The organism is Pseudomonas sp. Y3 TE3536 (assembly GCF_053629175.1).
In genome coordinates this window covers 1,632,773-1,649,791 of record NZ_JBRJHU010000001.1, presented here as the reverse complement: position 1 = coordinate 1,649,791, position 17,019 = coordinate 1,632,773, and the positions used below count along the sequence as shown (strand labels likewise).

General features: G+C 62.2%; 17 protein-coding genes and 1 tRNA gene. 9 read left to right on the top strand and 9 right to left on the bottom strand.

Annotated elements, in window-relative coordinates:
- The first annotated feature begins 314 nt into the window (after nucleotides 1-314).
- The gene (gene gabP / locus AB7M33_RS07510) at nucleotides 315-1,700 is read left to right on the top strand and encodes a GABA permease (RefSeq protein ID WP_027594261.1); all 1,386 of its coding nucleotides are present in this window, start codon (nucleotides 315-317) and stop codon (nucleotides 1,698-1,700) included.
- Nucleotides 1,701-1,906: 206 nt separating this feature from the next.
- Here the strand turns inward: gabP and AB7M33_RS07505 are convergent, their stop codons facing one another.
- Nucleotides 1,907-2,350: a hypothetical protein gene (locus tag AB7M33_RS07505; RefSeq protein ID WP_027594262.1), complete on the bottom strand. Its 444-nt coding sequence runs from the start codon at nucleotides 2,348-2,350 to the stop codon at nucleotides 1,907-1,909.
- Between the two features lie 129 nt (nucleotides 2,351-2,479).
- On the opposite strand from AB7M33_RS07505, the gene AB7M33_RS07500 reads away from it, so the two are divergent.
- The gene (locus AB7M33_RS07500) at nucleotides 2,480-3,013 is read left to right on the top strand and encodes a hypothetical protein (RefSeq protein WP_454242648.1); all 534 of its coding nucleotides are present in this window, start codon (nucleotides 2,480-2,482) and stop codon (nucleotides 3,011-3,013) included.
- A 9-nt stretch (nucleotides 3,014-3,022) separates the two neighbouring features.
- On the opposite strand, the gene ppk2 is transcribed toward AB7M33_RS07500, so the two are convergent.
- Nucleotides 3,023-3,874: a polyphosphate kinase 2 gene (gene ppk2 / locus AB7M33_RS07495; RefSeq protein ID WP_454244205.1), complete on the bottom strand. Its 852-nt coding sequence runs from the start codon at nucleotides 3,872-3,874 to the stop codon at nucleotides 3,023-3,025.
- Between the two features lie 351 nt (nucleotides 3,875-4,225).
- Between ppk2 and AB7M33_RS07490 the strand changes: the two genes are divergently transcribed.
- Nucleotides 4,226-4,432 carry a hypothetical protein gene (locus tag AB7M33_RS07490; protein ID WP_027594265.1) on the top strand — a complete coding sequence of 69 codons (207 nt, stop codon included), beginning with the start codon at nucleotides 4,226-4,228 and terminating at the stop codon, nucleotides 4,430-4,432.
- 160 nt (nucleotides 4,433-4,592) lie between these two features.
- Here AB7M33_RS07490 and AB7M33_RS07485 read toward each other — a convergent pair.
- The 4 genes from AB7M33_RS07485 to AB7M33_RS07470 form a co-directional block, all read right to left on the bottom strand.
- Nucleotides 4,593-4,668: transfer RNA gene (locus tag AB7M33_RS07485), tRNA-Phe, on the bottom strand.
- 90 nt (nucleotides 4,669-4,758) lie between these two features.
- On the bottom strand, nucleotides 4,759-5,031 hold the full coding sequence (locus tag AB7M33_RS07480) for an oxidative damage protection protein (RefSeq protein WP_027594266.1): 273 nt from the start codon (nucleotides 5,029-5,031) through the stop codon (nucleotides 4,759-4,761).
- Nucleotides 5,028-6,095: an A/G-specific adenine glycosylase gene (mutY, locus tag AB7M33_RS07475; RefSeq protein WP_252826441.1), complete on the bottom strand. Its 1,068-nt coding sequence runs from the start codon at nucleotides 6,093-6,095 to the stop codon at nucleotides 5,028-5,030. The genes AB7M33_RS07480 and mutY overlap by 4 nt, the downstream gene beginning before the upstream one ends.
- Nucleotides 6,092-8,341, bottom strand: coding sequence for an AsmA family protein (locus AB7M33_RS07470; protein ID WP_099452651.1), 2,250 nt, complete (start codon nucleotides 8,339-8,341; stop codon nucleotides 6,092-6,094). The genes mutY and AB7M33_RS07470 overlap by 4 nt, the downstream gene beginning before the upstream one ends.
- A 429-nt stretch (nucleotides 8,342-8,770) precedes the next feature.
- Between AB7M33_RS07470 and AB7M33_RS07465 the strand changes: the two genes are divergently transcribed.
- From AB7M33_RS07465 to hisF, 6 genes are all read left to right on the top strand, one after another.
- Entirely contained in the window at nucleotides 8,771-10,432 is a 1,662-nt protein-coding gene (locus tag AB7M33_RS07465; RefSeq protein ID WP_027594269.1) for an OFA family MFS transporter, read from the top strand.
- 284 nt (nucleotides 10,433-10,716) lie between these two features.
- Complete coding sequence (hisB, locus tag AB7M33_RS07460; RefSeq protein WP_027594270.1) at nucleotides 10,717-11,310, top strand: imidazoleglycerol-phosphate dehydratase HisB; 594 nt, start codon at nucleotides 10,717-10,719, stop codon at nucleotides 11,308-11,310.
- Nucleotides 11,311-11,949: an imidazole glycerol phosphate synthase subunit HisH gene (hisH, locus tag AB7M33_RS07455; RefSeq protein ID WP_027594271.1), complete on the top strand. Its 639-nt coding sequence runs from the start codon at nucleotides 11,311-11,313 to the stop codon at nucleotides 11,947-11,949.
- On the top strand, nucleotides 11,950-12,210 hold the full coding sequence (locus AB7M33_RS07450) for a DUF2164 domain-containing protein (protein WP_027594272.1): 261 nt from the start codon (nucleotides 11,950-11,952) through the stop codon (nucleotides 12,208-12,210).
- 27 nt (nucleotides 12,211-12,237) lie between these two features.
- Nucleotides 12,238-12,975 (top strand): 1-(5-phosphoribosyl)-5-[(5-phosphoribosylamino)methylideneamino]imidazole-4-carboxamide isomerase, encoded by a 738-nt coding sequence (gene hisA / locus AB7M33_RS07445; RefSeq protein ID WP_454242647.1) that lies wholly within the window; start codon nucleotides 12,238-12,240, stop codon nucleotides 12,973-12,975.
- Nucleotides 12,976-12,985: 10 nt separating this feature from the next.
- Entirely contained in the window at nucleotides 12,986-13,756 is a 771-nt protein-coding gene (hisF, locus tag AB7M33_RS07440) for an imidazole glycerol phosphate synthase subunit HisF (RefSeq protein ID WP_027594274.1), read from the top strand.
- Between the two features lie 125 nt (nucleotides 13,757-13,881).
- Here the strand turns inward: hisF and choV are convergent, their stop codons facing one another.
- From choV to AB7M33_RS07425, 3 genes are all read right to left on the bottom strand, one after another.
- Nucleotides 13,882-15,060 carry a choline ABC transporter ATP-binding protein gene (gene choV, locus AB7M33_RS07435; RefSeq protein ID WP_027594275.1) on the bottom strand — a complete coding sequence of 393 codons (1,179 nt, stop codon included), beginning with the start codon at nucleotides 15,058-15,060 and terminating at the stop codon, nucleotides 13,882-13,884.
- Nucleotides 15,057-15,905 carry a choline ABC transporter permease subunit gene (choW, locus tag AB7M33_RS07430; protein ID WP_172960399.1) on the bottom strand — a complete coding sequence of 283 codons (849 nt, stop codon included), beginning with the start codon at nucleotides 15,903-15,905 and terminating at the stop codon, nucleotides 15,057-15,059. The genes choV and choW overlap by 4 nt, the downstream gene beginning before the upstream one ends.
- 81 nt (nucleotides 15,906-15,986) lie before the next feature.
- Nucleotides 15,987-16,934: a choline ABC transporter substrate-binding protein gene (locus tag AB7M33_RS07425; protein WP_027594277.1), complete on the bottom strand. Its 948-nt coding sequence runs from the start codon at nucleotides 16,932-16,934 to the stop codon at nucleotides 15,987-15,989.
- Between the last annotated feature and the right edge of the window lie 85 nt (nucleotides 16,935-17,019).

The window sequence follows — 17,019 nt, the reverse complement described above, 5'->3', positions numbered from 1 at the left end:
TGTACCTGCCGGTTGTACTTTTCTGCATTGCAGCGGTGCATAGGTGTTACCTGGGAGCACCTTTGGTGCATTTGTAAGTGGGTATTTCAGTAATCCGGACCTTGCACGGCGATTTGGCGGCCTTTCGGTCAAGGCATGGCCGAAAGCCCTGCAAGCCGCGCCCTTTACGGTTGCCAGATTTTTCTGACGAATGCATTCAGCAGATGGCTCACTTATTGCCAGTAGGAAACCGCCGATTGCAGCGACGCCTAACTAACCCCAGGCGCGCTTCGTTCCCGTAGTCGGAGTGGTCCACTCCTTACAAAGGTAGTTTTATGAGCGGTAACAATTCCAATGACCTCGCTCAGGGGCTCAAATCGCGGCATGTCACCATGCTGTCCATCGCTGGCGTAATTGGCGCCGGTCTGTTCGTTGGCTCCGGCCACGCCATCGCCGCCGCTGGCCCGGCCGTACTGCTGGCCTACGCCGCCGCCGGCACCTTGGTCGTACTGGTCATGCGCATGCTTGGCGAGATGGCCATTGCATCACCGGACACCGGCTCTTTCTCTACCTATGCCGACCGCGCCATTGGGCGCTGGGCCGGCTTCACCATTGGCTGGCTGTACTGGTGGTTCTGGGTGCTGGTGATTCCGCTGGAGGCCAACGCGGCCGCGGCCATTCTGCATGCCTGGTTCCCTGCTGTTGATCTGTGGGCCTTCTCCTTGATCATCACGCTGGTGCTGACCCTGACCAACCTGTGCAGTGTGAAGAACTACGGCGAGTTCGAGTTCTGGTTCGCCTTGCTCAAGGTCCTGGCGATCATTGGCTTCATCGTCGTGGGTTGCGTGGCCATGTTCGGCCTGGCGCCTGGCAGCCAGGTAAGCGGTGTCAGCCACCTGTTCGACACCCAAGGCTTCATGCCCAATGGCCTGGGCGCGGTGCTGGCCGCCATGCTGACCACCATGTTCTCGTTCATGGGTACCGAAATCGTCACCATCGCCGCTGCCGAGTCCAAAGACCCGGGCAAGCAGATCAGCCGCGCGACCAATTCGGTGATCTGGCGTATCTGCCTGTTCTACCTGGTGTCGATCTTCCTGGTCGTGGCGCTGGTGCCGTGGAACGATCCGGCCCTGGCTGAACTGGGCTCTTACCAGACTGTGCTGAGCCGCATCGGTGTGCCGAATGCCAAGCTGATCGTCGACATCGTCGTGCTGGTCGCCGTCACCAGCTGCCTGAACTCGGCGCTGTACACCTCCTCGCGCATGCTGTTCTCCCTGGGCAAGCGTGGCGATGCCCCGGCCATGTCGCAACGCACCACCAAGGCAGGTACGCCGCATGTGGCGGTGTTGATGTCGACTGCGGCAGCGTTCCTGTGCGTGTTCGCCAACTATGTGGCGCCGGCCCAGGTGTTCGAGTTCTTGCTGGCCAGCTCCGGCGCCATTGCGCTGCTGGTGTACCTGGTGATCGCGGTGTCGCAACTGCGCATGCGCAGCCAGCGTGAAGCGCGTGGCGAGAAGATCGACTTCAAGATGTGGCTGTTCCCGGGCCTGACCTGGGCGACCATCGCCTTCATCGTCGCTGTGCTGGTGGTGATGGGGCTGCGTGAAGATCACCGCGCCGAGATCATCGCCACTGCCTTGCTGAGCATTGGTGTGGTGGCGGCCGGGCTGCTGGTGCATCGCAAGCGCGAAGCGGCTGGGCGGGTGGCGCTGGATAACTGATCTGCGCTGCTTTGAATGAAAAGGCCGCGCCCTGTGTAGGGCGCGGCCTTTTTGCATGTTACGGCCCGCTAGCGAATTCTGCGTCCCGCTGTAGGAGCAGCCTTGTGCTGCGAAGAGGCCCGTGAAAGCAGCCAATAGTTGCGGTGCATTCACCGGCCTCTTCGCAGCACAAGGCTGCTCCTACCCTAGGGTCGGTGATGGCTTCTTTAGCCGAACTGCTTCTGCTGCTGTTGCTGCTTGGCCACAACTTCCGAGGCGGCGATATACGCCTCCTGGAACTCGTCGCTTTCCAGCCAGGCCATGGTGGTGTCTTCGTCTGCGCCATCCAGCCAGGTGCGGTAGGCATTGAACACCAGCACGATGTAGTCGGTGGCGTGCTCTTCCTTGTGCCCCTTGAGCACCAGGGCCAGCAGCGGGTCGACCAGGAACACCGAGATCATCGCGACCAGGCTGGTTTCCTGTGCCGCCTTCATCTTGTCGAACAGCTCCTTGTAGCTGTCCGACTCCATGGCCTTATTGAACACCTGCTCGATGCTGGCGCTGTCGCCGGCGCTGGCCTTGACCGCCTGGCCACTGCGCACCATGCGGTTTTGCTTGGCCTTGCTGGCGGCGCGCTTGGCGCGTTTCTGTTGCTTGGTCGTGGTGGCCATGGGTGAATCCTTGGGTGTGCCTGAAAAAGTGCGCGTATTGAATCGCACTTGCCCGCGAAACCCAAGCGACATGCGAGGGTCTCAGGCAAGCGGCCGGATGTCCGGCATCTACTCATGAGGAATTCAGGGATGAAAACACCGATCTCGCTTTGCCTGCTGGCAGTGGCGCTGGCCGGATGCGGCAATATTGCCGCGCTCAAATCGTTCAACACGCCTTATGGCTCACCGACTTCAGGCGATACCGCACGCCTGCGGGTGATTGCCGACGGCATGGTGCGCGCTGTGCCGGGCAAGGATTGCGTTGACTGGTACAGCCCCGGCGCCGGGGTGATCGCGGTGCCGAAGGAGGGTTTTGCCGACCGCAATGGCGAAACCCTGGGCATGCCCGCCAGCGCCCCGGTCATGCAGGGCGATGCGGTCAGCGAAGTGCTGGTGCCGGCCGGCAAGCCGTTCACCCTGCACTTTCTCGATGGTGGCCGGAGCAGCTACAACAGCGTGACCAACTGTTTGGGCATGTTCTACTTCGTGCCGCAGAAAGGCGCCGATTACGAAGTGGTGGTGCGCGGCTACAGCGCCTGCGGCGTCAAGCTGCGGCAGCTGGGGGTGGAGCAACCTGTACAGACCACCAAGGCTGAATACTGTAGCGCCATGGCCAACTTCTGATTGCCGATGTCAGTGGGCGGCGGTAGGCGCTTCATCCTCTTCGAAGTCGCGTGATGCGCGCCCCACCAGCAGCGGGTCTGGGGCGTGCGCTACGGCCAGGTCCTTGCCTGGGTAATCCAGCGAGTGCAGGAAGTGCCGGATGCAGTTGATGCGCGCGCGTTTCTTGTCATCGGACTTGATCACCGTCCAGGGTGCATCGGCAGTGTCGGTATGGAAGAACATCGCTTCTTTGGCGGCGGTGTAGTCGTCCCATTTGTCCAGCGACTTGATGTCGATGGGCGACAGCTTCCAGTGCTTGAGCGGGTCGTCGCGGCGTGAGATGAAGCGCCGTAGCTGCTCTTCGCGGTTTACCGAGAACCAATACTTGAACAGCAGGATGCCGCTGTTGCACAGCATGCGTTCAAGGTCGGGTGCCTGGCGCATGAACTCCAGGTACTGCAGCGGGCTGCAGAAACCCATCACCTTCTCGACCCCGGCGCGGTTGTACCAGGAGCGGTCGAAGAAGACCATTTCGCCCGCCGTGGGCAGGTGCTGGATGTAACGCTGGAAGTACCACTGGCCCTTCTCCTGCTCGGAAGGCTTTTCCAGCGCCACGATCCGCGCGCCACGTGGGTTCAAGTGCTCCATGAAGCGCTTGATGGTGCCCCCTTTGCCCGCCGCGTCGCGCCCTTCGAACAGGATCACCACGCGCTGGCCGGTTTCCTTCGCCCAGCTCTGCACTTTAAGCAGTTCGATCTGCAGCGCGTGCTTGGCCTTTTCGTATTCCTGGCGGTGCATGCGGGTGCGGTAGGGGTAGCTGGCCGGTAGGCGTGCGCGGGTGCTGTCTTCGTTACTGCCCTTGGGCGCCCTGGCCACTTCCATGGCTGCCGGTTGCTGGCTGACCTGGGTGATGACGGGGTCGGCGACGGCTTTGATGGCGGGTTTGCGCGGGCGTGCGCGGCGGTTGGGGCTGGTTGGCGTGGCGTTTGGCGTGGCGTTCGAGGTGGATGTGACTAGCAGGGTGGCGTCGTCGCTCATGGAGGTCCTGTCGGTTCTGATGTGCTTTTCCCATGCTAGGGGCGACAGGCCTGGCGCTTATTGATGCGGGTCAATTTACCCGGATAGGTGGGCTCGGCCCCAGCCTCAGGTGGGTGGTTTCCACCTGATACTTAAAGGGCGAGCGCAATAGCCTGATCTGCCCGCGCTTAGGTGGGGCTAACAGGAGACTTACCCATGAAGCATTACTTTCACCTGGTGTTGAGCTGTGTCAGCAATGACGGCACCGGTTACAACGATTGGCTTACCCTGGCCCTGGACGAGTACAAGATCACCGAGGCGGCGTTGGCCAAGGCGGTCGCATCCGTTGATGACGCCAGGGCGCTGCTGAGCATTTCCTATCGTGGGCAGATGACCCCCGAGGAATTCGATAGCCAGGCGTAATGGCTGATTTGTGACGAGGCCCTCTGTGCATTGCTCAGGGGGCCTTTTTTTGGCGGGGTTACAGATGGCCACTGCAAAAAACGCAGGCAACAAAAAACCCGCACTAGGCGGGTTTCTTGTTGTCGCTTCGGGTAACTTTGCAACCACCAGAAGCTGAAGGTGGTGCCCAGAGACGGAGTCGAACCGCCGACACGAGGATTTTCAATCCTCTGCTCTACCGACTGAGCTATCTGGGCGACGAGGTGAATTAAATAGATTTCCAGACCGTCCGTCAACGACTTTTTGAAAAAATTTTAAATTAATTCCGTCGCTTACGTTTTTTGGGGTCATTCAGCAGGCGGAACGTAGCCTTCGGCCTGGGCGTATTCTTCGCCAGCGAAAAACTTGTCCATCTCGGCCTGGAGGAATTTGCGGTCTTCGGCATTCATCATGTTCAGGCGCTTTTCGTTGATCAGCATGGTCTGGTGCTTCTGCCAGTCGGCCCAGGCCTTCTGCGAGATGTGATCGAAGATGTCCTGGCCCTTGGCTCCTGGGTAGGGCGGGCGCTCCAGGCCTGGGAGTTCTTCTTTGTACTTGCGGCACATCACGGTGCGGGTCATCGGGCATCTCCTGCAATCAGTTCGTCGGCCGCGCGTTTGAGCAACTTCTTGACCGGGGCAGCGAGGCCCAGGCGCGGCGGGGTGGCGAGGTTATACCAGAGCCAGTCGGGCTCGGCCACGTGCTGGCCGACCGGGTCGACCTTCACCAGCCAGGGCTCGATCGCCAGCTGGAAGTGGCTGAAGGTGTGGGTCAGGCCGTCTAGGGCGCGGCTATCTGCCAGGCGCAGGCCATGCTGGTAGGCGAGGTCGTCGAGCTGTTCGATGTTCTCAAGCTCCGGCAGGCTCCACAAACCACCCCACAGGCCGCTGGACGGTCGGCGGTACAGCAGGATTGCGCCTTCGTGGTTGGCCAGCAGTGGCATCAGCGTCCGGCGTTGCGGCAGCGCCTTGCGTGGCTTGGGCTCGGGGTAGCGGGTTTCTTCGCCGTGCAGGTGCGCTTCGCAGCCGCGTTGCAGCGGGCAGATCAGGCAGCTGGGCTTGCTGCGGGTACACAGCGTGGCGCCCATGTCCATCATTGCCTGGGTGTAGTGGTTGGCGCGGGTCTGCGGGGTGTAGCGCTCTGCGCTGGCCCACAGCTGGTTGGCCACCTTGGGCTCGCCGGGGTAGCCGGCCTGGGCGGTAAAGCGGGCCAGCACGCGCTTGACGTTGCCGTCCAGGATGGGCGCGCGGATGCCCATGCTGATGCTGGCGATGGCACCGGCGGTGGAGCGGCCGATGCCAGGCAGTTCGGTCAGTTGCTCGACGCTACGCGGGAACTCGCCGCCATGCTGCTCGACGACGATTTTCGCGGCCTTCTGCAGGTTGCGCGCGCGGGTGTAATAGCCCAGGCCCGTCCACAGGTGCAGCACTTCGTCCTCCGGCGCTTCGGCCAGGGCCTGCACGGTGGGCAGGGCCTGCATGAAGCGGTCGAAGTAGTTGAGCACGGTGCTGACCTGGGTCTGCTGCAACATGATTTCCGACACCCATACCCGGTACGGGTTGATGCCCTGTTGCCAGGGCAGGTCGTGTCGGCCGTGCGCGTCATACCAGTCCAGCACGGCGCTGGAGAACTGCTCGGGGCTCATCGTTTGAACAGCCCCTTGAGCGCGTCTTTGAGTTCAGGGCTCACTTTGTCTCCGAGTTTTTCGTCGAGTTTTTCATCAATCTTGTCTTTCAGGCGGTTGCCGGCCAGTTTCGCAGCGACCTTGCCCAGGCCGTCCTGGTCCAGGCGGCAGGCCTTGGCGCCAAGCTCCAGCGGGCCGCGGCAGCGCAGCGGCACTTCAACGCCGACATAGCGCTCGTTGACCTGGCAGGCCGGGTCCGGCATGGCGCGTTGGTCGCCTTCGACGACCACGCCGACGTTGTAGTCCATGCCCAGCACGCGTAGGTCGAGGTCGCCGTGGCCGTTGACGGTCAGGCCTGGGATGCGGGCCTTGAGGTCTGGGTTGCTGGCCACGCCATTGCGCACCACCAGGCTGCCACGCAGTTCCTCGAAGGGCGTGTCCTTGCCGCGCGGTTCGCCGCTGAGCGTTTTACGGTTCAGGGTGGCGATGGCCTGGCACAGTTGCTGTTCAAGGTTGGCATTGACCAGCACGCCATCGTTGATGGTGAAGTTGGCGCTGCCATTGAGGGTGTCGACCAGTGCCTTCTGGCTGTTGCCGGTCGCGGTCAGGTCGCTGGTCAGGGTCAGCAGGCCCTTGACCGGTGGCGTTTGCTCTTTGCCCTCGGCCTTGATGAAGTGTTCCACCGGTACCCGGTTGATCTTGGTATTGACGCCAAGCTGCGGCACGGCAGGGCGCACATCGACGGTGCCCTTGGCCTCGAAGCTGCCATTGTAGAGGCCGCCGCGCAGGGTTTGCAGGGTCACCAGGCCGCCTTGGCCGGTGGCCTTGAGCTGGGCATCCTGAATGGGCAGTTTGTCCAGGGTCAGCGCGCCGAACGTCAGGTCGGCCTGCAGGTCGAGGGCGCGCAGGCGGTCCACCGGCAGCAGCTTGTCGTCGCTCCAGGCGACCTGGGTCGGGGCGTTGGGCAGCGGGGAGCTGCTGGCACCGGCCACGGCGCTGGCTTCCTGTTGGTTGACCTCGGCCTGGCGGGCGGCCGTCGCGCCTTTGGCTTGTTCGCTCTTGGCGGGCAGGTAGCGGTCGGCGTCGAAGGTGTCGGCCTTCAGTTGCAGGCGCAGGGCCTGTTTGGCGAAGTCTTCGACGGCCACGCGGCCGGTGAAGGTGCTGTCGTCCAGCTTCACGGCCAGGTCTGCCAGGGCCAGGCTGTTCGACGTGCCTTGCAGGCGGGTGACCAGTTCCAGCTTGGTGAACGCGGCAGGGTCGTTCGTGGCGGGCAGCGGGCGGCCGATGCCGTCGAGGAAGGTGCGCAGGTCGAACTGGGCGATCGACAGGCCGCCGCTGAGTTGCGGTGCCTTGTCCAGGTCGCGCAGGTTGAGTTCACCCAGTGCACGCAGCTGGTTGGCCGAAATTTTCAGGCCGTTCCACGAGGCGACATTGGCTGCCAGGTCGACCAGCAGTTGGCCTTGCGCGGCGAAGGTCACGGTCTTGCCGGCAAACGGCTCGCCCGAGGTTTCGCCCGACAGGCGCATGTCTTCGAAGTTGTAGCGCTTGAGCTTGCGGTCAAAGCGCAGTTCGCCGGCAAGCTCGGTGCGGGCCTTGATGCTCGGTTGGGTGGCACTGAGGAAGGCGCTCGCCTTAAGCGCAATGTTCGCGCCTTCGTGGACCGGGCCGGTGCTCAGCTGGATGCTTTCGGCGCTGTAGCTCTGGCCGTTTTTGGCATCGGTGTACTGCACGCGGGCGTTGTTCACGGTCAGGCTGTCGATGTCGAGTTTGACCGCACGCTCGCTGCCGCTGTCGGCTTGCGCTGGGGCCTGTTCGGCAGGTGCCTGGGCCGGTGTATCGGTTGGGGCGCCGTTAGGGGCGGGCAATGGCTTGCCGATGTCTTCCCAGTTGCCATGGCCATTTTCGTCGCGGGCCAGGGTCAGGTTCAGGCCTTCGACGCGCACATCGCTCATTTGCACTTCGCGGCGCAGCAGCGGCAGCACGCGTACCGACAGGCCGAGCATCTTCAGGTCGGCGAATGGCTCGCTGGGTTTGCTCAAGGTCGCGATGCTCGCGTCATGCAGCTCCAGGCCCAACCACGGGAACAGGCTCCAGCCGATGTCACCGTTGAGGGTCAGCTCGACATGAGCCTTGTCGCGCGCCAGCTGGCGAATCTCGTCTTTGTAGTCGTTGGGATCAAAGAGGTGGGTCAGGGCGAAGCCCAGCGCCACGATGATCAGCAGCAACCCGAGAAGCCCCAGTCCCAGGATTTTGCCGAACGCTTTCATGGGCGAGTCCTTGTAGTCCGATTTGAATTTCAGCGGCAGAGTATAGCGCCGCAGTGCTTATCCCTGCGTATCCGGCAAGAGATACAGGGCATTTCCCTACGAATGGATCAGATGTTGCGGCTTTCGACAGTTCTCATATCTACAGTTCCAACGGCGCATGCAGCCATTGTAGGAGCAGCCTTGTGCTGCGAAGACGGCAGAGCGAACAACCCAGAATCAAGCTGATTTTTGCCGGCCTCTTCGCAGCACAAGGCTGCTCCTACAAGAATGGGGTGAACTCGAAATACCGTTTCAGCTACAGAAAAATCCACGATATCAGATTGCTTTCATCCCACCGGGTGCTGGTAACCTTGCGCCGCTTTCGGTGTGCCCGCGACCCATTGTCGCGGTGCGTCGCCCAGTAAAGGCCATACAAAAAGGATCAAACCCATGAGCAGTAACGTCACGGCGGGCACCTTGGCCGGTGCGCCGAGCTTCCTGTCGAAGGAGCGCATCATCGCCCGTCCGGGCTTCAACCGTTGGCTGGTGCCACCGGCCGCCTTGGCTATCCACCTGTGTATCGGCATGGCCTATGGCTTCTCGGTGTTCTGGTTGCCGCTGTCGCAAGCCATCGGCATCACCGCGCCGGTGGCCTGCTCGGCGGACATGGGGTTCATCGCCCGCCTGTTCAGCGCCGAGTGCGACTGGCCGATTTCGATGCTGAGCTGGATCTACACCTTGTTCTTCGTGTTCCTTGGCTGCTCGGCCGCGGTGCTTGGCGGCTGGCTGGAACACGCCGGGCCGCGCAAGGCCGGGCTGGTGTCGGCGCTGTGCTGGTGCGGCGGCATGCTGATCTCGGCGATTGGGGTGAAGACCCATCAGCTGTGGCTGATGTGGCTGGGCTCTGGCGTGATCGGGGGCATTGGCCTGGGCTTGGGCTACATTTCGCCGGTCTCGACGCTGATCAAGTGGTTCCCGGACAAACGCGGCATGGCCACCGGCATGGCGATCATGGGATTTGGCGGTGGCGCGATGGTCGGCGCCCCCCTGGCGACCGCGCTGATGGGCCACTTTGGCAGCGCAGAAGACGTCGGGGTATGGCAGAGCTTCGTGGTGATGGCGGCGATCTACTTCGTGTTCATGACGGCCGGCGCCCTGGGCTACCGCGTGCCACCGACCGGCTGGAAGCCTGAGGGCTGGACCGCCCCGGCGAAAAAGGCCGGCAATGGCATGGTCACCGACCGCCATGTGCACGTCAGCGTGGCCTGGAAAACCCCACAGTTCGCCCTGGTGTGGCTGGTGCTGTGCCTGAACGTCTCGGCAGGCATAGGTATTCTGGGCATGGCGTCGCCGCTGTTGCAGGAAGTGTTCGCCGGTAAGTTGCTGGGCAACGAGCTGAGCTTCAGCGAACTGAACGCCACCCAGCTGGCGCAGATTGCCGCCATCGCAGCGGGCTTCACTGGCTTGCTGAGCCTGTTCAACATTGGCGGGCGCTTCTTCTGGGCGTCGTTCTCTGACTACATTGGCCGCAAGAACACCTACTTTGCCTTCTTCGCCTTGGGCGTGGGCCTCTACAGCCTGGTGCCGAACATGGGGCACCTGGGCAACGTGGCGCTGTTCGTGGCGGCGTTCTGCATCATCCTGTCGATGTACGGTGGCGGCTTTGCCACGGTGCCGGCGTACCTGGCCGACCTGTTCGGCACGCAGATGGTCGGTGCGATTCATGGGCGCCTGCTGACGGCCTGGGCGGCGGCGGGCGTGCTGGGGCCGGTGCTGATCACCTACCTGCGCGAGTCTCAGCTGGCGGCGGGCGTTGAGCGCGCGGCGGCGTATGACATGACCCTGTATATCCTCGCGGGCCTGCTGGTGCTGGGCTTTATCTGCAACATGCTGATTCGCCCGGTGGCCGACAAGCACTTCATGAGCGACCAGCAACTGGCCGCCGAGCGTGCGCTGAGCCATGACAAGGGTGCCGATGGTGCACGTTCGCTGGAGTGGCATGCCGCACCGGGCAGCTTGCCGTTGGTGCTGATCGCCTGGGCTGCGGTGGTTGTGCCGCTGGCTTGGGGGGTGTGGATTACGCTGCAGAAGACGGCTGTACTGTTCCATTGAAGGTAGGGGGGGCGCTGTGCGCCCCTTTCGCGGCGCAAGGCCGCTCCTACAAGGGCGCTGTGCGCCCCTTTCGCGGCGCAAGGCCGCTCCTACAAGGGCGTGGTTGGTTGCAAGAGCCGGCGAAAGGGCTGCAACGCAGCCCCAGATTCACAGCTTGTATAGACCTGTAACGGCATCTACCCCCCGTCATTGCTTGCTTTGCCATATGTCATCCGCGTTTCAAGCTGGCGCGTTCTGGGCCTATAATGGAGCCCTTTTCGCCCAATGATTTTGCGGAGCTGGTGATGGTCGAACGTAAGGCTTCCGTCGAGCGCAATACCCTGGAAACCCAGGTCAAGTGCTCGATCAACCTAGATGGCAGCGGCAAGGCCCGATTTGATATCGGTGTGCCTTTCCTTGAACACATGCTCGACCAGATCGCCCGACATGGGCTGATCGATCTGGACATCGAGTGCAAGGGTGACCTGCACATCGACGATCACCATACCGTCGAAGACGTCGGTATCACCCTGGGCCAGGCATTTGCCCAGGCGATCGGCGACAAGAAAGGCATCTTCCGCTACGGCCACGCCTATGTGCCGCTGGACGAAGCGCTGTCGCGCGTGGTCATCGACTTCTCTGGCCGCCCAGGCCTGCAGATGCACGTGCCGTACACCCGCGCCACAGTCGGTGGCTTCGATGTCGACCTGTTCCAGGAGTTCTTCCAGGGCTTTGTCAACCACGCCCTGGTGAGCCTGCACATCGACAACCTGCGTGGCCACAACACCCACCACCAGATCGAAACCGTGTTCAAGGCGTTCGGCCGCGCGCTGCGCATGGCCATTACCTTGGACGAGCGCATGGCTGGGCAGATGCCTTCCACCAAGGGATGCCTGTAAATGCAGACGGTAGCCGTAATCGACTATGGCATGGGCAACCTGCACTCGGTGGCCAAGGCGCTCGAGCATGTCGGCGCCGGCAAGGTACTGGTCACCAGCGACGCCGCGGTGATCCGCGAGGCTGACCGCGTGGTGTTCCCAGGCGTGGGCGCGATTCGCGACTGCATGGCCGAAATCCGTCGCCTGGGCTTCGACAGCCTGGTGCGTGAAGTCAGCCAGGACCGCCCGTTCCTCGGCATCTGTGTCGGCATGCAAGCGCTGCTCGAACACAGTGAAGAGAACAACGGCGTCGACTGCATTGGCCTGTTCCCAGGCCAGGTGAAGTTTTTCGGCAAGGGCCTGCAAGAGGATGGCGAGCACCTGAAGGTGCCGCACATGGGCTGGAACGAAGTCAGCCAGGCCAACCACCATCCGCTGTGGCACGACATCCCTGACCGCGCACGTTTCTATTTCGTGCACAGCTACTACATCAATGCCGGCAAGCCGAGCCAGGTGGTTGGTCGCGGCCACTATGGCGTCGACTTCGCCGCCGCGCTGGCCGACGGCTCGCGCTTTGCCGTGCAGTTCCACCCAGAGAAGAGCCATACCCATGGCCTGCAGTTGCTGCAGAACTTCGTCGCCTGGGACGGGCGCTGGTAAATGAGCCGATCGAAGACCAAGGCCCCGATCATTACCCTGGCCCCCGAGCAGGAGCGCGAGGCGCTCGACACGCTCAAGCGTTTTCTCGAAGACCGTTTCGAGCTGCAGCTGGGGTCGTTTGAAGTGGCCGAGGTCCTCGACCTGTTCAGCAAAGAGATTGCACCCCATTACTACAACAGGGCGATTGCCGATGTTCAGCTGCACCTCAAGGAGCGGTTCGAGAGCATCGAGAGCGACCTGTGGGCACTCGAGAAGCCCTGAAACCCAACAAATAGACAGGTTCCCAAGATGCTGATTATCCCCGCTATCGATCTGAAGGACGGTGCCTGCGTGCGCCTGCGCCAGGGCCGCATGGAAGACTCCACGGTATTTTCCGATGACCCGGTGAGCATGGCCGCCAAATGGGTCGAGGGTGGCTGCCGCCGCCTGCACCTGGTCGACCTCAACGGCGCCTTCGAAGGCCAGCCGGTCAACGGCGAAGTGGTCACCGCCATCGCCAAGCGTTACCCGACCCTGCCGATCCAGATCGGCGGCGGCATTCGCTCGCTGGAAACCATCGAGCATTACGTCAAGGCGGGCGTCAGCTACGTCATCATCGGCACCAAGGCGGTCAAGCAGCCAGCGTTCGTCGCCGAGGCCTGCAAGGCCTTCCCGGGCAAGGTCATCGTTGGCCTGGACGCCAAGGACGGCTTCGTCGCCACCGACGGCTGGGCTGAAGTCAGCACTGTTCAGGTCATCGACCTGGCCAAGCGTTTCGAGGCCGATGGCGTCTCGGCGATCGTCTACACCGACATCGCCAAGGACGGCATGATGCAGGGCTGCAACGTGCCCTTCACCAAAGCCCTGGCTGAAGCCACGCGCATTCCGGTGATCGCATCGGGTGGCATTCACAACCTGGGCGACATCAAGGCCCTGCTGGACGCCAAGGCCCCTGGCATCATCGGCGCCATCACTGGCCGTGCCATCTACGAAGGCACCCTCGATGTCGCCGAGGCCCAGGTCTTCTGCGACAACTACCAAGGCTGAGGACTGAACCATGGCACTGGCCAAGCGCATCATCCCTTGCCTGGACGTGGACAACGGCCGGGTGGTCAAGGGCGTCAAGTTCGAGAACATCCGTGATGCCGGCGACCCGGTAGAAATTGCCCGTCGCTACAACGAGCAGGGTGCCGACGAAATCACCTTCCTCGACATCACCGCCAGCGTCGACGGCCGCGACACCACGCTGCATACCGTCGAGCGCATGGCCAGCCAAGTGTTCATCCCGCTGACTGTGGGCGGTGGCGTGCGCACCGTGCAGGACATCCGCAACCTGCTCAATGCCGGTGCCGACAAGGTCTCGATCAACACGGCTGCGGTGTTCAACCCAGAGTTCGTGGGCGAGGCGGCGGACCGTTTCGGTTCGCAGTGCATCGTTGTTGCCATCGATGCCAAGAAGGTCTCCGCGCCGGGTGAAACGCCGCGCTGGGAGATTTTCACCCATGGCGGGCGCAAGCCGACCGGGTTGGATGCGGTGGAGTGGGCGAAGAAGATGGAAGGCCTGGGTGCCGGTGAGATCCTGCTGACCAGCATGGACCAGGACGGCATGAAGAACGGCTTTGACCTGGGCGTTACCCGGGCCATCAGCGATGCGCTGGGGATTCCGGTGATTGCGTCGGGTGGGGTGGGTAACCTGCAGCACCTGGCGGACGGGATTCTGGAAGGGCATGCCAGCGCGGTGTTGGCGGCCAGTATCTTCCACTTTGGCGAGTACACCGTTCCGGAAGCCAAGGCCTACATGGCTTCGCGCGGGATCGTCGTTCGCTGAGCCATTGCTGGGAGGGCGTTGCCCTCCATTCGCAGCACAAGGCTGCTCCTACAAGGTACAGCGTACGCCGGCCCTGTAGGAGCAGCCTTGTGCTGCGAATGGGCCGCAACGCGGCCCCACTGGCATCACCCGTGGTTCTTGCCCAACAACGCGTGGTAAAGCTCGGTATCCCCAAGAATCCCCACCACCTTGTCGTTATCCTGCAGCACCAGCTTGTTGCCCGTCTGATAACGAATCTGCAGCGCCTCACGCATACCGATATCGGCGTGCACCACCGTCGGCCTGCGCTCCAGCAACTCTACATTCTGCCCTGGCGCCCAATTCTGCATATCCAGGCCGTTCTGGCCTTGGCGTGCGCGCTTGAGCGAGCCGCCTTCGCCAATGTCCAGCCATGAGTCGATACCCGGGTCCAGGCACACCGACCCATTGACCCGTTTGCAGTTGTCCAGGCTGCGCATCAGGCTGCGACCGCACAAAACGTTCAGCGGGTTGGTGTGGGCAACGAAGGTGCGCACATAGTCGTCCGCCGGGTTCAGTACGATCTCTTCGGGCTTGCTGTACTGGATGATCCGCCCGTCCTTCATGATTGCAATGCGGCTGCCCAGCTTCAACGCTTCGTCCAGGTCGTGGCTGACGAACACGATGGTCTTGCTCAGCTTGCGCTGCAGCTCCAGCAGTTCGTCCTGCAGGCCCTGGCGGATCAGCGGGTCGAGTGCCGAGAACGGTTCGTCCATCAGCAGAATGTCGGCATCCATCGCCAGCGCCCGGGCCAGGCCCACCCGCTGCTGCATACCGCCGGACAGCTCGTCGGGCTTCTTGTTGCGCCACTGAGTCAGGCCAACCAGTTCAAGCTTCTCGTCCACCAGCTTGCGCCGCTCTTTCTCTGGGCGGCCCTGCATTTCCAGGCCAAAGCTGATGTTCTCGCGCACCGTCAGCCAGGGCATCAGGGCGAACTTCTGGAACACCATGGCGATGCGCTTGGTGCGCATCATCTTCAGCTCGGCCGGGGTGCAGTGGGCGATGTCGATGTGCTTGCCTTCATGCTCGACGAACAGCTTGCCGCGGCTGACCGTGTTCAGGCCATTGATGCAGCGCAGCAGGCTCGACTTGCCCGAGCCGGACAGGCCCATGAGCACGCAGATTTCGCCTTTCTCGATATCCAGGTTGGCTTTTTCGACACCCACCACCAGGCCGGTCTGCTTGAGGATTTGCTCGCGGGTCTTGCCCTGGTCGAGCAGCGACAATGCCTCGCGCGGTTTGTTGGAGAAGATGACGTCGACGTCTTCGAACCGAATGATGCTCATGCTTCACCCCTTACCGTGACTTCCGGTTGCTTGCAGATACGGTCGAGCATGATCGCCAGCAGCACGATCGCCAGGCCCGCTTCGAAGCCCAGGGAGATATCGGCGGTGTTCAGTGCGTTGACCACAGGTTTGCCCAGGCCGTCGGCGCCCACCAGGGCCGCGATGACTACCATCGACAGCGACAGCATGATGCATTGGGTGACACCGGCCGCGATGCTCGGCATCGCGTGGGGCAGTTCGATGCGGGTCAGCAGCTGACGGCGCGAGCAGCCAAAGGCCTTGCCGGCGTCGAGCAGCTCTTGTGGCACATCGCAAATGCCCAGGTAGGTGAGGCGGATCGGCGCGGCGATGGCGAACACCACCGTCGAGATCAGCCCCGGGACCACGCCCAGGCCGAACAGGGTCAGGGTCGGGATCAGGTAAACGAAGGTGGGTACCGTCTGCATCAGGTCGAGTACCGGGCGCATGGCGGTATAGAACATCGGTTTATGCGCGGCGACGATGCCCAGCGGCACGCCAATGGCCACGCAGACCACGGTGGCGAAGGTCACCTGCGCCAGGGTTTCCATGGTTTCCTGCCAGTAACCCAGGTTGAAGATAAGCAGGAACGACAGCGCAACGAACGCCGTCAGCCCCCACTTGCGCTGAATAACGTGCGCCAGGGCGGCGAACAGGGCGATGAGGACGAACGGGTTGAACCAGGTCAGGGTACTGGTGACGCCATGGATCATGAACTCCAGGCCTTGCGCGATGGCGTCGAAATAATTCGCGCCGTTCTGGGTCAGCCATTCGACGAACGACGCGATGTACTGCCCCAGGGGTATTTTCTGATCGATAAGCATGATAGCGAGCTTCCACCTGCAAAGATTGAAATCAGTCCGGGGCGGGCACGGTCCCGCCCCGAGGTAGCGCTATTGCGTGGTGCGTTATTGCGCCAGCTTGGCCTTGGCCGCCTCAAGGCCGGGTTTGCCATCAACGGTGGTAACGCCCGCCAGCCAGGTATCCAGCTTGCCGGGGTTGTCTTTAAGCCACTTCTTGGCGGCTGCTTCGGGTTTCATCTTGTCGTCCAGGACATAGCCCATCATGGTGCTTTCATCCTTGAGCTCGAACGACAGGTTCTTGAGCAGTTGGCCAACGTTGCTGCATTCCTGCACGTAACCCTTGCGGGTGTTGGTCAATACGGTTGCCTTGCCGAATTCGGGGCCGAAAAAATCATCCCCGCCGGTGAGGTACTGCATCTTGAAGCGGGTGTTCATCGGGTGCGGTTCCCAGCCCAGGAACACCACCGACTCGTTGCGTTTTTGCGCCCGGTCGACCTGCGACAGCATGCCGGCCTCGCTCGACTGCACGATCTTGAAGCCGGCGTCCTTCAGGCCGAAGGCGTTCTTGTCGATCATGCTCTGGATGGTGCGGTTGCCGTCGTTACCCGGCTCGATGCCGTAGATCTTGCCGTCCAGTTCTTTCTTGAACTTGGGGATGTCGCTGAAATCCTTCAGGCCCTTGTCATACAGCGCCTGGGGCACGGCCAAGGTGTACTTGGCGTTTTCCAGGTTGGCGCGCACGGTCTCGACGGTGCCGGCGTCGCGGTACTGCTTGATGTCGTTCTCCATGGTCGGCATCCAGTTGCCGAGAAACACGTCCAGGTCCTTGCCGGTGGCCAGCGACTTATAGGTCACCGGTACCGAGATCATGGTGGTGTGGGTCTTGTAACCCAGGGCTTCGAGCACAACGCTTGTGGTGGCTGTCGTCACCGTGATGTCGGTCCAGCCGACATCGGAGAAACGTACCGTCTGGCACTGCTCAGGCTCGGCGGCCTGGGCCAGCAGCGGGGTGGACAACAACGCAACCAACAACAGCGAGGGTGAACCTTTCATGGATGGACTCCTGTGATTTTGTCTTCGGGTTCGCGTGGGTCGCCGGGCGTTCTGAAGGTCCGGTCGACCAGGCCTGCAGAGGGCA

Bases quoted from the DNA above. Each gene is read 5' to 3' on its own strand.
- AB7M33_RS07470 (WP_099452651.1), bottom strand. From the start codon at position 8,341: ATGAAAGCGTTCGGCAAAATCCTGGGACTGGGGCTTCTCGGGTTGCTG.
- hisB (WP_027594270.1), top strand. From the start codon at position 10,717: ATGGTCGAACGTAAGGCTTCCGTCGAGCGCAATACCCTGGAAACCCAG.
- AB7M33_RS07465 (WP_027594269.1), top strand. From the start codon at position 8,771: ATGAGCAGTAACGTCACGGCGGGCACCTTGGCCGGTGCGCCGAGCTTC.
- hisH (WP_027594271.1), top strand. From the start codon at position 11,311: ATGCAGACGGTAGCCGTAATCGACTATGGCATGGGCAACCTGCACTCG.
- AB7M33_RS07425 (WP_027594277.1), bottom strand. From the start codon at position 16,934: ATGAAAGGTTCACCCTCGCTGTTGTTGGTTGCGTTGTTGTCCACCCCG.
- ppk2 (WP_454244205.1), bottom strand. From the start codon at position 3,874: ATGGAAGTGGCCAGGGCGCCCAAGGGCAGTAACGAAGACAGCACCCGC.
- AB7M33_RS07505 (WP_027594262.1), bottom strand. From the start codon at position 2,350: ATGGCCACCACGACCAAGCAACAGAAACGCGCCAAGCGCGCCGCCAGC.
- AB7M33_RS07500 (WP_454242648.1), top strand. From the start codon at position 2,480: ATGAAAACACCGATCTCGCTTTGCCTGCTGGCAGTGGCGCTGGCCGGA.
- hisA (WP_454242647.1), top strand. From the start codon at position 12,238: ATGCTGATTATCCCCGCTATCGATCTGAAGGACGGTGCCTGCGTGCGC.
- hisF (WP_027594274.1), top strand. From the start codon at position 12,986: ATGGCACTGGCCAAGCGCATCATCCCTTGCCTGGACGTGGACAACGGC.
- mutY (WP_252826441.1), bottom strand. From the start codon at position 6,095: ATGAGCCCCGAGCAGTTCTCCAGCGCCGTGCTGGACTGGTATGACGCG.
- gabP (WP_027594261.1), top strand. From the start codon at position 315: ATGAGCGGTAACAATTCCAATGACCTCGCTCAGGGGCTCAAATCGCGG.
- AB7M33_RS07480 (WP_027594266.1), bottom strand. From the start codon at position 5,031: ATGACCCGCACCGTGATGTGCCGCAAGTACAAAGAAGAACTCCCAGGC.
- AB7M33_RS07490 (WP_027594265.1), top strand. From the start codon at position 4,226: ATGAAGCATTACTTTCACCTGGTGTTGAGCTGTGTCAGCAATGACGGC.
- AB7M33_RS07450 (WP_027594272.1), top strand. From the start codon at position 11,950: ATGAGCCGATCGAAGACCAAGGCCCCGATCATTACCCTGGCCCCCGAG.
- choV (WP_027594275.1), bottom strand. From the start codon at position 15,060: ATGAGCATCATTCGGTTCGAAGACGTCGACGTCATCTTCTCCAACAAA.